Here is a 14,882-nt window from a genome sequence, read left to right on the forward strand (position 1 = left end):
GCGTGATGGCCTGGACTGTGCCCGCTGACTGGCTGGACACCGTGCTGGCCCTGGCCCAGCGCAGCCAGCAAGCCCTGCAAGCGGCACTGCACTCTGTGGGCTTGCTGACCGATGTGCATGGCCAGCCCGCGTGGCCGTGGGCGCAGCGCCTGGCGGCTGAAGTGCTGGCGCAAGAACCCCAGCTGGCCCGCCAGGCCACGGCATTGCTAGCGTGCATGCTGGGCCTGGGTGTGCTGGCCTTGCTGGCACTGCGCTGGCGGTGGGCGCGATGGGCTCTGGCCCCGGCTCTGTTGCTGGTTGCCACAGCCGCCCCGTGGTCGGCTTTGGCCTTGTTGCAAGCCCCGGCGGTGCCTACCAGCTGGCACCGCTCGCCCACCGGCTTCACGGTGCAGTCGATCACGCAGGGCGCGCACATCTACCAGCAGCAGTGCGTGCGCTGCCACGGTGCCGATGGCAAGGGCGAGGGGCCCGATGCCGCCCGCCTGCCCATGTGGCCGCCCACGTTGAACGGATCGCTGCTGTGGAAGCGGCTGGAGGGCGAACTGTTCTGGCGCGTGCGCCACGGCATGCACAGTGCAGCGGGTGTGCAAACCATGCCCGCCTTTGCCAACCTGACCGACGAGCAGGTGTGGCAGGTGCTGGATTACCTGCAGGCCTACGCGGCAGGCCAGCTGCTGCGCGACACCGGCGCGTGGGCCCAGCCCGTGCGCATGCCCCAGGCCCGGCTGCACTGCCGCAACACGGGCGCCACCAGCGTGCGCCAGCTGCAGGGCCAGCGCTTGCGCGTGGTGCTGGGTGGCAGTGTGGATGCGCTGCCGCCAGATGACCCGCGCCTGGTCACCCTGTGGGTACCTGCCCAGGCGGTGGCGGGTGGCGCTGCTGAACTTGCAGACCCTGCCGACCAAGCGGAATGCGTGGTGCAAGACCCCCAGGCATTGCCCGTGCTCGCCTGGGTGCTGGGGCAGGCGGCGAATGATGGCAAAGGCCCGCAGGGCTCGCAAATGCTGGTGGATCGCAATGGCTGGCTGCGTGCTCGCTCCTCGCCAGGGCAGGGCGACTGGTCAGAGGACGACTTGGTCTGCCGTGCCTCCGCGCCCTCCAATGCCACCACCACCCGTTTGGCTGCTTCCGCATCGCCCGATGCTGATGGCCTGGAAGCCCTCATCCGCCGCATGGACGCCGAACCCGTGCGCCCGCGCCGGGGTGGCTTTCCGCATTGAAGTGTGTGGCGCGGTAGCGCACTATTTGCTCATGAATTAATAGCTGCCTGCGCTTATGGATAAAGCGATAGACCCGATTTTTGCTCAATACTCAGGTGCTACGCCACCCCGTGCGACACCACGCACAGCTTGTTGCCGTCCGGGTCCCGAAAGTACGCGCCGTAGTAGTCCGCGTGGTACTCAGGCCGCAGGCCCGGAGGGCCTTCGCACTGCGCGCCCAGGGTCAGCGCCAGTGCGTGTGCAGCATCGACCTGGCTGCGCTTGGTAGCCATAAAGGCCACCATCTGGCCGTTGCCTGGGCTGGGGACTTCGCCGTTGAACGGGCGGGCAATCACAAACAGCGGCCGGGGCCCTGGTGTGGATTCCCACCCCGCCCAGGGCCGTGCGGCATCGCAAAACCGCTCTTTGGCGCCCAGCGTGCCCAGCACGGGTCGGTAAAACGCCAGGGCGCGGTCAAAGTCGGAAATGCCCACAAAAACATGGGAGAGCATGGCGTGCCCCTGCTGCCTGTGGGTTACGCCCGTTGCGACTGGCTCAGCAGCACCACCTGCAACCGGTCCAGATTCTGTTCGTTGGCGGGCACCACCAGGTCGCGCAGCTGGGCCGCCAGCTCTGCGGTTTCAAAGGTCTGCGCCCAGGTCAGGCGCGTGTGGTTATCGCCTTGCGCGTGCAACTGCACGGTCAGGGTGAAGTGGGGTGCCACCACATGCTCAATCACCACGCCTGCGTTCGGCTCGATGGCGCGGAACACGCACTCGTTCGGGTAGCGCTTGCCGTCCGGGCCCTGCATCACAAACACCCAGCGTGCACCGGGGGTGAAGTCAAACTGCTCAAACGTGTTGCTGAACCCGGCGGGGCCCCACCAGCGGGCCAGCAGCTCGGGTTGCTGAAAGGCCTGGAACACCTTGCGCGGGCTGGCGTGCAGCACGCGTTCGGTGGCCAGTGTGGCTGCTGAAGTGGCTGCCGATGGGGCGGCGCTGGTCTGGGGTGTGGATGACATCGGGGGCTCCTGGCGATAAGCACGTCCTGTCCGTCGGTGGTCGCGCCGTCGGGGCGGCGCAGTCACGCTTGCATTGCATCCTGCAGTGCAACCCACATGGTATGCAAAGCCGGAGTTTACAAACACGTTTTTCTTCGTTGGCTTGGCGTGTGCAGGTGCGGATCATGAAAGGAATCTCTCTCACACCCTCAGGAGCCCGCTATGCCCGTCCAGTTCATCGGCATGATCCAGCCGCACGAAGTCTCTGAAACCATCACCCGCAAGGGCCCCGCGGTCGATCCGGCCTATGTGCGGGTGTTTGCCCAGGCGCACGAGCACGCGGGCTTTGACCGCATCCTGGTGCCCGCCAGCTCCTCCAGCCCCGACACGCTGCTCACCGTCAACTACGCCGCTTCGGTCACCGACAAAATCAAATTCCTGCTCGCCCACCGCCCCGGCTTTGTGGCGCCCACGCTGGCCGCGCGCCAGCTCGCCACGCTCGACCACTACACCGGTGGCCGCGTGGCGGTGCACTACATCACCGGCGGGTCGGACGAAGACCAGCAGCGCGATGGCGACTTTGTGGGCCATGACGAGCGCTACGCCCGCACCGACGAATACTTGGACCTGCTGCGCCAGGTGTGGACGGCTGACAAGCCTTTTGACCACGAGGGCGCGTACTACCGCGTCAAAGGTGCGTGGTCAGAAGTCAAGCCCGTGCAGGCGCCTTACGTTCCCATCTACTTTGGCGGTGCATCTGCCCCTGCCTTGCAGGTGGCTGGCAAGCACGCCGATGTGTACGCCCTGTGGGGCGAATCGCTGGAGCAAGCGGGCGACCTGGTGCGCCGCGTGCGCGCCGAGGCTGCGCGCCATGGCCGCACCGTGCAGTTCAGCATCTCGTTCCGCCCCATTCTGGGCGCGACGGAAGACGAAGCCTGGACCCGCGCCTACCGCATCCTGGAAGAAACCCGCCGCCTGCGTGTAGACCAAGGCTACGCACGCGGCGGCCCGCAGCAAAGCGAGGGTGCCCGCCGCCTGCTGGCCGATGCCGCCAAGGGCGACCGCGTGGACGAACACCTGTGGACGGCCATCGCGCGTGAAACCGGCGGGCGCTCCAACACCACGTCGCTGGTGGGCACGCCTGAGCAAGTGGCTAACGCCCTGCTCAAGTACTACGACCTGGGCATCACCACCTTCCTCATCCGGGGCTTTGACCCGCTGCTGGACGCCATTACCTACGGCCGCGATTTACTGCCCCTGGTGCGCGCCAAAGTGGCCGAGCGCGATGCAGAGCGTGCAGCCCAGCCCGCTGAACGAAAGGCGGCTTGAGCGATGGCACAGCGAATGTCTCTGTCGGCCCCAGTGGCTGAACGCACTCCTGCCAGCACCCGCCGCGCCTGGTTGCAAGGCGTGGGCACCACGTTGGCCGTGGCCAGCACAGGGTGGGGCAGCGCAGCCTGGGCCCAAAATGCCGCGCAGCCGTCGCTGGTGCTGGGCGACCAGGCCGGGGGGCTCAAGGCGCTGTTCGAGGCCGCTGGCACGCTGGACGGCGCGCCCTTTGCTTGGCGCTGGGCCAACTTTCAGGGCGCAGCCCCGTTGTTTGAGGCGCACCGCAGCGGTGCGGTAGACACCGCCATGGCGGGCGACCTGCCCGTGCTGGCCGCCGCCGTGGGCAAGACCCCGCTCAAGATCGTTGCCACCCGCGTCGGCCAGCCCGACTCGCTGGGCATCGTGGTGCAAGGCAACTCGCCCCTGCGCAGCGTGGCCGACTTGCGGGGCAAGACCGTGATCGTCTCGTCCGCACGTGGCAGCATCTCTCAATACCAGCTCTACGGCGCGCTGGAAGAGGCGGGCGTCAAGCGCGAAGAAGTCACCGTCAAGTTCGTGCTGCCCACCGATGCCGCTGCTGCGTTCGCGTCCAAGCAAATCGACGCCTGGGCCATTTTTGACCCGTACTACACCATTGCCCTGCAGCAAGGCGGCCGCATCTTGCGCGACGGGCGCGGCATCAACACCGCGCTGGGCTTCATCACCGCCACCGACGCCGCCCTGGCCGACCCCGCCAAGCGCGCTGCCATCGTGCAGTACCTCCATCGCCTGGCCCGCGCTGGCGAGTGGGCTCTGGCCAATCGGGAGGCCTATGCGCAGGTCTACGCCCAACTCACCCGCCTGCCCATCGAGGCTGCGCGCACCATCACCGCCCGCGCCGCCATAGCCTCCCGGCCCGTCACGCAGGCCGACATCACCGCCCTGCAAACCGTGGCCGACCGTTCCGCCCGCGACGGCATCCTGCCCGCGCGGGTGGATGTGGCGGCCATCACCGACACGCAGGTGTGGCGAGCCGGTGCCTGAGGTGGAGGATGATTTGAGAAAAAATGGCTGCAGCGCTCGTCAATAAAGCGCTGGCAGCTATCAAAAACAGAGCTTTTAGGTCTGCCGCTGGATCTGCAGGCTCTCAGCTCTTTTGCACTTCGATGTGGTAAATGCCCCAGGGGCACAGGGCATACCGCTCTTTCAGCGACTTGCCCTGAAAGGCGGGAATGACGTCTGCGTCGTACACCGCCCACTGGGGCCCCAGGCCTCCCAGCGCCATCGCCTTGCCGTCAATGTGGGTGGCCACGATCATGCGGTAGGCCTGTGCATCAGCCAGGCTGATCTGCACGGTGTAGCCATCAATGGCGCGCAGCACCAGGTGCACATTGCTGCCCTGGGGCACACCGGCCGCCGCCAGCACAGTGGTGAGCAGGGGGCCCTGCAGCGTGTGGCGCTGGGCGTCGTACTCCAGCGTGGGCTTGATCGTGACCGAAGGCATGCGCTGCAGTGCTGCAGCATCCAGTGCATGGGCTTCGTTGAACAGCACTCCCTGCTTGCCCATCATCTGATCGATGGTGGTGTCCAGCGCGCCCCGGTTAGGCTTGGTGATCGCACCGCTGATGGTCAGCAAGGTGGGCCCCTGCGGCAACTTGGCCGCAGCGTGGCCCACGCTGGCAGTGCCCCACAGGCTGGCCATCCCTACGCCCGCCGCCACAAAATTGCGCTTGTTCATCGTCGTCATCATGGTCCCCTTCAGGTGAGGGAAGGATGGTACGCGGGGCGGGGGTTGCAGGGAAGAGTCCGGGTTTTGTGGGCGCATCTATTGCGCGTTTTGAAATGAATGAGGCGGCGCTATGGGCCCACTCGCGTCTCTCGTCGTGGGGCAGAATCCGGCCACTACCAGACATTCAACACGACCACCTACCAATGACAATTCAAGGGCGGATTGCCGCGCCGCAAGTCGAGAAGGATATGCGTGCATTTCTCAAGAAGCAGGGACTATCGCTCAAGACATTGAATCTGGGAGACGCATTGACTGCGATGAGTCAGTTTCGCGCCACGGCTGCTGCATACCCAGTGCTGAACCCCTGTGGCGACGGACTTGCATTTGATGCACATCTGGGAACGAAGGATCGAGGCACGCGATTTGAGATAGCAATCAATCGCCTATTGCGCTTGCCACCCGAAGACGAGGGTGCATCTCGATGGCCCGCGATTAGGCTATGGCTCCGACTGCAATACAAGATGGACATGACCGTCATCCAATACCTCTCGCGTCATAGTACGTATGGCGTCGGTCAGTCGTTTGTCACTTGGTCGCCAAGTGACCACGAGGAGTTCGCACAGCAAATCAAGGGAAGTGATGCGTTTGTGACCTTTCGAGGCGTGGCACCTACTGAAGTCCGTCTATCGGCAGACTTTTGGGAGTACCGACGTCACAACCCCACTCCAGACCCGCTTGCTGAGCCTTGGTGGGGCATTTTCGACGTAGTGTGACCGGCCCTCAAGGTGGGTTTTAGGAGTGCAAAGGCTGAAGGCGAGCAGCCACTTTCTGCTCTGAGTAATGACTGAAATTGGCAGAGTCGGAAGACTGCAGTGGGCCCTGAACTGCCCTTCAGACGACACCCACAAAGCCGCCATCTGACGATGTACTAAGCCCGCGGGGCATGGCCCAACTCCGTGCGCAGGCTATAGTATTTTTGATGAACTCGCGCACGGACCGGATCAAGCAACGTGTAGCGCGCAACACGGGAGTGGCGGCGGGGTTCATGACTGAATTTGGTATTGGATTTACATACAGCACGCATGCCGTAAAGCTACGGCTACCAGCCACTTTCCGCGTTCTTTTCGAACCAATTTAGACCCCACACATCAGATATTGCCTGCGGCTTGGTGTGGTCCACATTACGTTAGGCTCCTCATGCGTTCTTGGCACGACTATCACCTCAACGGCTATTCTGTAGAAGGCGCAAAGCGTCAAGTCAAGTTCGATGTGTCGTGGCCGTATGAATCAACCATCGATATCAAGTGCGCTTCGGTTGTCTTCACTGAAGTCGAAGGCTATTTCTTTGAGCACGATCTAGGCGGCAACATCCTGTACTCAATATCTGAAGTACCACTGGAAACTTTTCTTTCGCAAAACGCTGAGCGCTTCGAGCAAGAAAAAAAGTGGGGTTGGCCTTTGTTTTGGCGCGGATCGATTGGGCAAACTTTGGAGCATCTCAGCCGCAAGCAGGCCAAGTGCTTTGAAATTTCGTCTTCGTACGGTTTGAGTGGTTGGGTACTCGCGTCAAAGGTTGAGCACCGTGAAACTGTGGCCTAACCCTCATTCAACGGGACGCCTATAGGCACACGTGAATTCGTACGTTGAGCGTTCGCTTTCATCTGCCCTCACCGGCTTCCTGGCCGGTTTCTGCCTATCACTTTACCCTCACTGCTCGCATCCTTAGCGGCCCCCTAGGGCTCGTGCTACAACGCCCGTCGCGCTGCAGGCCTTGGTAAAAAGCCGATGCTTACATCGCCTTACCCCCCAGCGCGGCCTTGAAACTCCTGTCCCACAGCGGTGCTACCTGCGCAGGCCCGTCCAGCACGCCCAGCTGCAAAAACGCATCAGCCACAGCCTGATGGCCTTGCACCACGGTGTCGTCCACGGCGCGCAGGTCGTAGTCGGTGCTGCGGTTGTTCCACAGCTCAATCAGGTCGCCCACGGGCACGCGGGTTTCTGCGGACTGGGCCTGGGCGTAGGCCAGGTAGTTTTGGTTGGCCCACAGGTAGGCGCGGCGCAGGCGTTGCAGGTAGTCGCTGATGGCGGCGTGCCGCAGCGGGTCGTCCACCGCGCGCGGGTTGGCGTAGATGGGGAAGTTGCCTGAGAGGTAGCCCAGCCCGGTTTTGAGCACGCGTGCGCCGTAGCGCAGCCGGGCCAGCTGGCCGTTGTAGCCATAGATGGCCCAGGCATCCAGATCGCCCCGGTCAAAGGCCGATAGGCCGTCTGCGGGGCTGAGGTTGATGGCCTGGATGTCGTTGAAGCTCAGGCCCGCCTCGGCCAATTGCTTGCTCAGGTAGTAATGCGATGTGGTGGCCCGCACATAGCCCACGCGCTTGCCTTTAAGGTCGGCAATGCGCTGGATGGGCGCATCCTTGCGCGCCAGGGTGACCTGGTTGTTGAGGTCTTCGCGTGTGATGGCGATGAAGCGCACCTGGGCCTTTTGCCTTGCGGCAAACAGGGCGGGGATTTCGCTGCCCGAGCCCAGGTCCAGTGCATCGCCGTTCAGGGCTTCGATGTGCAGCACGCCGTTGTTCAGTTCGCGCCATTCAATGCGGTAAGGCGTCTGGCCCTGGCCAGAAGCCGCAAGCAGCGCACGCCACAGGCCCTTGTAGGTGCCGATGCGCAAGGTCACTTTGGCAAGGTCTGTTGCAGGGGGCGACGACCCTGCCGCCAGGGCGGTGGTGTGGGCTGTAGCGGCCCAGGCGGCAGCGCCCAGGCTGGCTTGCAGAAGGTGGCGGCGGTTCAGTGGAGGTTGGTCTGGCATGGCAATAGGGCAGGCGTAGCAATGGAATAGGCCGCAAGATTCAGGCAAGCGATGCCGCTGCGCAAAGACTGTTGCGTAGCATCGATATGCGGTTGCCGCAGGTGGAGATGCGGGGGCTGCTGGGGCAGCAGACAAGGTGAAAGCAGAGACAGCTCATGCCGAAACCGCATGTGGTCACGCGGATTTCTTCGTTGGCATGGGGGTGTGGGGCTTTTATGGTGGGGTGGTCTGTTTTTCCCTCTGCAACCCTCTTTCCTGAAAGCCGCCGCCATGTCCGCCGTTCTCCAGCCCGTTGCTGCCTCCACCCTTGCGTTCAACGCCCACCCCCAGCGCAAAGACTGGTTTGACCCAGCCCCCGCTCGTCCCACGCTGGAGGCCGAGCGCCGCTACCGCAAGGAGCGCCTGGCCGTGGCGTTCCGGCTGTTTGCGCAGTTTGGTTTTGACTACGGCCTGGCAGGGCACATCACTGCCCGCGACCCGGAGTGGCTGGACCACTTCTGGGTCAACCCGCTGGGCATCCACTTCTCGCAGATCAAGGTGTCAGACCTGTTGCTGGTGAATGCGCAGGGCGAGATTGTGGTGGGCGAGGGGCCGCTGAACCGCGCCGCCTTTGCCATCCACGCCGCCCTGCATGAGGTGCGCCCCGATGTGGTGGCCGCGGCCCACACCCATTCCACCTACGGCAAGGCCTGGTCTACCTTGGGCCGCAAGCTGGACCCGCTGACGCAGGACTCTTGTGTGTTCTATGGCGACCATGGCCTGTTTGATGACTTCAGCGGTGTGGTGCTGGAGACGGACGAAGGCTTTCGCATTGGCAAGGCGCTGGGCCAGCACAAGGCCGTGATTCTGAAGAACCACGGCATCCTGACGGCGGGGCCTTCGGTGGAGTCGGCCGCGTGGTGGTACATCGCGCTGGAGAACGCCTGCCAGGCCCAGTTGCTGGCCGAGGCGGCGGGCACGCCCAGCCCGATTCCGCACGATGTAGCCGCACTCACCCATTCACAAATTGGCCGTCCCGGCGGGGCCGAGCATGCGTTTCAGAGCCTGTACGACATTGTGGTGCGTCAACAGCCCGAGGTGTTGCAGTGAACGCGCCGCTGACCTGGGAGCAGGCGGCGCGCACCCTGGCGGTGGAGTTTGCCCACCGAGCGCCCCGGCACGATGCCGAGGGCAGCTTTCCGTTTGAGAATTTTGAGGACCTGCAACGTGCAGGTCTGCTCACGCTGGCTGCGCCGCAGGCGCTGGGCGGGCAGGGGGCGACGGTGGCGCAGCTTGGGGCGGTGGTGGGGGCCGTGGGCTACGCCTGCCCCGCAACGGCCCTGGTGTTGACCATGCAGTACATCCAGCACCGCAGCATGGGGCGGTCGCATCCGGCGCGGTCCTGGCCCGAGCCATTGGCGCGCAAGCTGGTGGCAGAGGCGGCTGCCGGGGTGTCTTTGGTGAATGCCTTGCGGGTGGAGCCGGAGTTGGGGTCGCCCGCCCGCGGTGGCCTGCCCGGCACGGTGGCGCGGCGCACGCCTGAGGGCTGGCGCATCAGCGGCCACAAGGTGTATTCCACCGGCTCGCCCATCTTGCGCTGGTACAGCGTGTGGGCCCGCACTGACGAAGCCGAGCCGCGTGTGGGCAGCTTTCTGGTGCAGGCAGGGCTGCCCGGCATCCGCATTGTGGAGACCTGGGACCACCTGGGCCTGCGCGCCAGTGGCAGCCATGACGTGGTGCTGGACGATGTGCTCATCCCCCACGACCATGCGCTGGACTTGCGCGCCCCGGCCGCCTGGGCCGGTGGGGAGCCCTGGCTGCAGGTGGAGATGGCTGTGATGCTGGGCTCGCTCTACACCGGCGTGGCCCAGGCTGCCCGTGACTGGCTGGTGGGCTTTCTGCACGATCGCAAACCTGCTAGCCTGGGCGCTGCGCTGGCCACCCTGCCGCGTGCGCAAGAGGCGCTGGGCGGTATCGAGGCGCTGCTGCTCACCAACCAGCGGTTGATTGCCAGCCTGGCACGCGACGCTGATGAAGGTGCGCCGCTGTCTGCCGTGCACAGCGGGCTCATCAAGTCCATCACCACCGGTAACGCCGTGCAGGCCGTGGAGCAGGCCCTGGCCCTGACCAGCAACCACGGCCTGGCCCGCAAGAACCCGCTGGAGCGCCACTTGCGCGATGTGCTGTGTGGCCGCATCCACACCCCGCAGGACGACAGTGCACGCGTGGCGGCGGGGCGCTGGGCGCTGGGGCTGTAGGGCGCGGCCTGTTCGTCAGAGTCCCGCCCCTTCGGGCTGAGCCTGTCGAAGTCATGCGCTGCGCTTGAGCAGGCTCAGCGTGAACAGGTGTGCTTGGTTGAATGCACCGCCCGCAGCGATTGGGCGCATATCCAACTGCAAATTGCTTCGTTGGCCGCAGGCCACGCGGCTGGTGCAATGGTCGGCATACTGACTTTCAAGGTTTGACCATGCAACGCCGCCACTTCCACCGCCTGCTCACCGCCTCGGTATCTGCAGCCTCCTTCCTCTCGCCCGTGCTGGTGCACGCCCAAGCCAGGACCGTGCTGCGCGCGGGTGACCAGAAGGGCGGCCTGCGGGCTCTGCTGGAAGCGGCGGGTGAGCTGAAAGACCTGAGCTACGACATCAAATGGACCGAGTTTCCTGCCGCCGCGCCGCTGGCCGAAGCGCTCAATGCCGACGCGGTGGACTTTGGTCCCATTGGCGATGCGCCGCTGCTCTTTACCCTGGCCGCAGGCAGCCGCATCAAGGCGTTTGCCGCCAACCGGTCTGACCCGTATGGCACAGCCATCCTGGTCACGCCCCAGTCCCCCCTCAAGGACGCGAGCAGCCTCAAGGGCAAGAGCATTGCCACCAACCGGGGCTCCATCGGGCATTACGTCACGCTCAAGGCGCTGGAATCCGTGGGGCTCACGGCCGACGATGTGCAGATCAAATTCATCCCGCCCGCAGATGCCAAGCTGGCGCTGACCCAGGGCTCGGTGGACGCCTGGGCCACCTGGGAGCCCTACACCGCGCTGGCCGAAACCAGCAAGCATGCGCGCGTGCTGGTCAATGGACGCGGTCTGTCTTCAGGCCTGAGCTTTCTGGCGGCCACCGAATCGGCTCTGCAAAACAAGCGCGCCGCACTGCAGGACTTCAAGGCGCGGGTGGAGCGGGCTCAGGTGTGGTCTTACCAGCGCCCGGCGGAGTTTGGTGCAGCGCTGGCACGCATCATCGGCATCCCCGAAGAAGCTGCACGCCTGCAGTTTGAGCGCCGGGCAACCCGCTGGCTCAGCATTGATGCGCAGGTGGTGGCCGACCAGCAGCGCACGGCAGACTTCTACCTGAAGGTGGGCCTGGTCAAACAGAAGCTGGATGTGAGCAAGACCTTTGACAGCCAGTTTTCATCCCTGGCCTGAGGCTGCGCCCGTGCCATCTGAGTGCGGGCGGCTGGCGGCTGGGGAGTGCGCCAGGGGCATAAGCACATAGCCATTCGTTCGTATCGCTTACCTGCCCCAGGGCGCAGAATGGCCTTTGCCGCCCAGCCTGCCTGAGTGCCTTTCTTGGTGCACGGCGGGCGCACGTTGCCGGGTGGCTGTGCGCAGCCCGCTTCCTTCCAACCCTTTTGACTGAAGAGACAACACCGATGCAGATCGAAACCCTTGCCGTTCATGCGGGCTACAGCCCCGACCCCACCACCAAGGCGGTGGCCGTGCCCGTCTACCAGACCGTGGCCTATGCCTTTGACAGCGCCCAGCACGGTGCAGACCTGTTCGATTTGAAGGTGCAGGGCAACATCTACACGCGCATCATGAACCCCACCACCGATGTGCTGGAAAAGCGCGTGGCGGCGCTCGAGGGTGGCATTGCCGCGCTGGCCGTCGCATCGGGCATGGCGGCCATCACCTATGCCATCCAGACCATTGCCGAGGCGGGCGACAACATCGTGTCGGCCAGCACGCTGTATGGCGGCACCTACAACCTGTTTGCCCACACGCTGCCGCAGCAGGGCATCACCACCCGCTTTGCCGATCCGCGCGACCCTGCCAGCTTTGCGCAGCACATCGACAGTCGCACCAAGGCCATCTTCATCGAATCCATTGGCAACCCGTTGGGCAACGTGACGGACATTGCCGCGCTGGCCAAGGTGGCTCATGACCACGGCGTGCCTCTCATCGTGGACAACACTGTGCCCAGCCCCTACCTGCTGCGCCCCATTGAGCACGGGGCCGACATCGTCGTGCACTCGCTCACCAAATACCTGGGCGGCCACGGCAACAGCGTGGGCGGCGCGATTGTGGACAGCGGCAAGTTCCCCTGGGCCGAGCACAAGGCACGCTTTCCGCGCCTGAACGAGCCCGATGTGAGCTACCACGGCGTGGTCTACACCGAAGCCCTGGGCCCTGCCGCCTACATTGGCCGCGCACGGGTGGTGCCGCTGCGCAACATGGGTGCCACGCTGGCGCCGCTCAATGCCTTCCTCATCCTGCAAGGCATTGAAACGCTGGCCCTGCGCATGGACCGTATTTGCGAAAACACGCTGGCCATTGCCCAGTATCTGCAAAGCCACCCCAAGGTGGAATGGGTGCGCTACGCAGGCCTGCCTGACCACCCGGACCATGCGCTGGTGCAGCGCCAGCTGGGCGGCAAGGCCTCGGGCATTTTGAGCTTTGGTCTCAAGGGCAGCGATGCCGACCCGCGCGCCGCCGGTGCGCGCTTCCTGGACGCACTGCAGCTCTTTACCCGCCTGGTCAATATTGGCGATGCCAAGTCGCTGGCCACCCACCCGGCATCCACCACCCACCGCCAGCTCGACCCGCAAGAGCTGGCCAAGGCCGGGGTGAGCGAGAACATGGTGCGCCTGTCAGTGGGCATTGAGCACATCAACGACCTGCGTGCTGATTTGGCCCAGGCGCTGGAGAAGGTGTAAGCGTAGTGCTGCATGCCTCTGCGACTGCGGCTGCATGCGGCAGTAACCATGTGAGTTGATCGCCCAGATCGCTCCGAATCGCTGGGGCATCAACCACAAAAAGCCCGCGCTCCCTTTGCAGGGGGCGCGGGCTTTTTGCTGCTGGGTTGAATGGTGTTGGGGCAGGCTTACTGCTTGCCTTTCCAGGGCACCAGTACCCGCTCTGCCAGGCGCATGACGAGCGAGAAGGAGAAGGCCAGGGCTGCAATCACGCCAATGCCCACAAACACCGCGTCGGTAGCCAGGAAGTGCGAGGCCGACATGATCATGTAGCCGATGCCCCGGGTGGAGGCGATCAGCTCGGCCGCCACCAGCGTGCCCCAGCCTACGCCCAGGGCAATGCGTATGCCGGTGAGGATCTCGGGCAGGGCCGAGGGCAACACGATGTGGGTGAACAGCTGCCTGCGGGTGGCCCCCAGGGACAGGGCTGCGTTGACCCGCTCCAGCGGCAGGGCGCGCACACCGGCCTGGGCCGACAGCACCACGGGCGCGAACATGGCCAGGGCCAGCAGGGCGATCTTGGAGGTCTCGCCAATGCCCAGCCAGATGATCATGAGCGGCAGGTAGGCCAGTGGGGGCAGGGGCCAGTAGAACTCGATGGGCGCATCGAGCACGCCCTTGGCCCAGCGGTTCAGACCCATCAGCAGGCCCAGCGGCACACCCAGGCCGATGGCGATGACGGCGGCGCTGACGATGCGTGTGAGGCTGGCGGCCACGTGTTCCCACAGCGTGGCGTTGGCATAGCCTTCGGTAAAGATGGTCACGCCCGTGGCCCACACCTCGGCAGGCGTGGGCATGAACAGGCTGGGCACCCAGCCGGTCTGCGCCACCAGCCACCAGGTCAGCAGCAGGGCCAGCGCGGCGCCGATGCTGATGGGTACGGTGGAGCGCTCGCCCACGCCAAAGCTCCGGGGCTTGACGGTGCGCGGGGCGGGAGGGATGGGCGCAGGGGCCGGGGCCACTGCATCGCTGTACCCATCGCCGTAATCGTCGCCTTTTTCTGCCGTGGGCAGCAGGTAGTTCAACACCAGGTCGTTCATGCCAGGGCTCCTTGTTCCGTGGGTGCTGCGGTGTGCTCTGCGCTGTGGACGATGTCGCGGATCTGCTCGCGCAGCTGTGCAAAGCCGGGCAGGGTCTTGATGGCCTTGGCGTTGCCTTCGCGCGCGAAGCGTTGCACATAGTCCAGATCAAACCGGGCCACGATGCGCCCTGGGCGCGGCGACATGACGATGACCTCGGTGCCAAGGAAGATGGCTTCCTCGATGGAGTGGGTGATGAAAAAGACCTGCTTGCCTGTGCGCTGCCACACGGACACGAGCAGTTCCTGCATCTGCTCGCGGGTCATGCTGTCCAGCGCGCCAAAGGGTTCGTCCATGAGCAGGATGTCAGGGTTGGGGGCCAGCGCACGGGCCAGGCCCACGCGTTGGCGCATGCCGCCAGACAGCTCATAGGGCGCCGCATTGGCAAAGTCTTGCAGGCCCACCAGTTCGAGCAGCTCCAGCGCACGCTCGCGCCGTTGGGCGCGGCTGGCACCGGCAAATTGCAGGCCCAGGGCGACGTTCTCGGCCACGGTCTTCCAGGGCAGCAGGGTGTCCTTTTGGAACACCACGCCCCGGTCTGCACCAGGGCCGGTGATGGGGCGGCCATGCAGCGTGATGCTGCCTTCAGACAGTGGCAGAAACCCCGCCATGGCATTGAGCAGGGTGGATTTGCCGCAGCCTGAAGTGCCCAGGGCCACCACAAAGCCGCGTGGCGGGATGTCGAGCGAGACCCGGTCCAGCGCCTGCACCGGGTGGCCGTCGCGGCCTTCAAAGAAAACGCTGGCGTTGCGTACAGACAGCATGGTGGGGCTCCGGTAGTGGTGGTTCAGGGCCTAGAGGGACTCAGAAAACT

At 64.8% G+C, this 14,882-nt stretch carries 15 protein-coding genes; 9 read left to right on the forward strand and 6 right to left on the reverse strand.

Going from position 1 to position 14,882, the window contains the following annotated elements; all coding sequences use genetic code 11:
* Nucleotides 1-5: 5 nt before the first annotated feature.
* Complete coding sequence (locus tag AACH87_RS05095) at nt 6-1,220, forward strand: cytochrome c (RefSeq protein WP_338797673.1); 1,215 nt, start codon at nt 6-8, stop codon at nt 1,218-1,220.
* A gap of 98 nt (nt 1,221-1,318) precedes the next feature.
* On the opposite strand, the gene AACH87_RS05100 is transcribed toward AACH87_RS05095, so the two are convergent.
* Both AACH87_RS05100 and AACH87_RS05105 read right to left on the reverse strand, forming a co-directional pair.
* Nucleotides 1,319-1,711: a VOC family protein gene (locus AACH87_RS05100; protein WP_338797674.1), complete on the reverse strand. Its 393-nt coding sequence runs from the start codon at nt 1,709-1,711 to the stop codon at nt 1,319-1,321.
* A 23-nt stretch (nt 1,712-1,734) separates the two neighbouring features.
* Complete coding sequence (locus tag AACH87_RS05105) at nt 1,735-2,220, reverse strand: SRPBCC domain-containing protein (protein ID WP_338797675.1); 486 nt, start codon at nt 2,218-2,220, stop codon at nt 1,735-1,737.
* Between the two features lie 201 nt (nt 2,221-2,421).
* Here AACH87_RS05105 and AACH87_RS05110 point away from each other — a divergent pair, with 201 nt between their 5' ends.
* Both AACH87_RS05110 and AACH87_RS05115 read left to right on the forward strand, forming a co-directional pair.
* Nucleotides 2,422-3,528: an LLM class flavin-dependent oxidoreductase gene (locus AACH87_RS05110; RefSeq protein WP_338797676.1), complete on the forward strand. Its 1,107-nt coding sequence runs from the start codon at nt 2,422-2,424 to the stop codon at nt 3,526-3,528.
* A 3-nt stretch (nt 3,529-3,531) separates the two neighbouring features.
* A complete protein-coding gene (locus tag AACH87_RS05115; protein WP_338797677.1) occupies nt 3,532-4,551 on the forward strand; it encodes an ABC transporter substrate-binding protein in 1,020 nt (339 codons plus the stop codon).
* A 103-nt stretch (nt 4,552-4,654) separates the two neighbouring features.
* Here AACH87_RS05115 and AACH87_RS05120 read toward each other — a convergent pair whose 3' ends face one another.
* A complete protein-coding gene (locus AACH87_RS05120; protein ID WP_338798858.1) occupies nt 4,655-5,245 on the reverse strand; it encodes a molybdopterin-dependent oxidoreductase in 591 nt (196 codons plus the stop codon).
* Between the two features lie 194 nt (nt 5,246-5,439).
* Here AACH87_RS05120 and AACH87_RS05125 point away from each other — a divergent pair, with 194 nt between their 5' ends.
* Both AACH87_RS05125 and AACH87_RS05130 read left to right on the forward strand, forming a co-directional pair.
* Nucleotides 5,440-6,009, forward strand: coding sequence for a hypothetical protein (locus AACH87_RS05125; RefSeq protein WP_338797678.1), 570 nt, complete (start codon nt 5,440-5,442; stop codon nt 6,007-6,009).
* Nucleotides 6,010-6,433: 424 nt separating this feature from the next.
* Nucleotides 6,434-6,835 carry a hypothetical protein gene (locus AACH87_RS05130; protein WP_338797679.1) on the forward strand — a complete coding sequence of 134 codons (402 nt, stop codon included), beginning with the start codon at nt 6,434-6,436 and terminating at the stop codon, nt 6,833-6,835.
* 190 nt (nt 6,836-7,025) lie between these two features.
* Here the strand turns inward: AACH87_RS05130 and AACH87_RS05135 are convergent, their stop codons facing one another.
* Complete coding sequence (locus tag AACH87_RS05135; protein WP_338797680.1) at nt 7,026-8,042, reverse strand: ABC transporter substrate-binding protein; 1,017 nt, start codon at nt 8,040-8,042, stop codon at nt 7,026-7,028.
* Nucleotides 8,043-8,312: 270 nt separating this feature from the next.
* Here AACH87_RS05135 and AACH87_RS05140 point away from each other — a divergent pair, with 270 nt between their 5' ends.
* The 4 genes from AACH87_RS05140 to AACH87_RS05155 all read left to right on the forward strand — a co-directional run bounded on the left by AACH87_RS05140 (nt 8,313) and on the right by AACH87_RS05155 (nt 12,950).
* On the forward strand, nt 8,313-9,131 hold the full coding sequence (locus AACH87_RS05140; protein ID WP_338797681.1) for a class II aldolase/adducin family protein: 819 nt from the start codon (nt 8,313-8,315) through the stop codon (nt 9,129-9,131).
* Complete coding sequence (locus AACH87_RS05145) at nt 9,128-10,279, forward strand: acyl-CoA dehydrogenase family protein (protein ID WP_338797682.1); 1,152 nt, start codon at nt 9,128-9,130, stop codon at nt 10,277-10,279. The genes AACH87_RS05140 and AACH87_RS05145 overlap by 4 nt, the downstream gene beginning before the upstream one ends.
* A 209-nt stretch (nt 10,280-10,488) precedes the next feature.
* The gene (locus AACH87_RS05150) at nt 10,489-11,439 is read left to right on the forward strand and encodes an ABC transporter substrate-binding protein (RefSeq protein WP_338797683.1); all 951 of its coding nucleotides are present in this window, start codon (nt 10,489-10,491) and stop codon (nt 11,437-11,439) included.
* 227 nt (nt 11,440-11,666) lie between these two features.
* The gene (locus AACH87_RS05155; protein ID WP_338797684.1) at nt 11,667-12,950 is read left to right on the forward strand and encodes an aminotransferase class I/II-fold pyridoxal phosphate-dependent enzyme; all 1,284 of its coding nucleotides are present in this window, start codon (nt 11,667-11,669) and stop codon (nt 12,948-12,950) included.
* Between the two features lie 167 nt (nt 12,951-13,117).
* On the opposite strand, the gene AACH87_RS05160 is transcribed toward AACH87_RS05155, so the two are convergent.
* Together AACH87_RS05160 and AACH87_RS05165 are read right to left on the reverse strand one after the other, a co-directional pair.
* Nucleotides 13,118-14,029: an ABC transporter permease subunit gene (locus tag AACH87_RS05160; RefSeq protein ID WP_338797685.1), complete on the reverse strand. Its 912-nt coding sequence runs from the start codon at nt 14,027-14,029 to the stop codon at nt 13,118-13,120.
* Nucleotides 14,026-14,832 carry an ABC transporter ATP-binding protein gene (locus AACH87_RS05165; protein ID WP_338797686.1) on the reverse strand — a complete coding sequence of 269 codons (807 nt, stop codon included), beginning with the start codon at nt 14,830-14,832 and terminating at the stop codon, nt 14,026-14,028. The genes AACH87_RS05160 and AACH87_RS05165 overlap by 4 nt, the downstream gene beginning before the upstream one ends.
* Nucleotides 14,833-14,882 lie beyond the last annotated feature (50 nt).

It is taken from the genome of Acidovorax sp. DW039, from assembly GCF_037101375.1.
GTDB lineage: Bacteria > Pseudomonadota > Gammaproteobacteria > Burkholderiales > Burkholderiaceae_C > Acidovorax.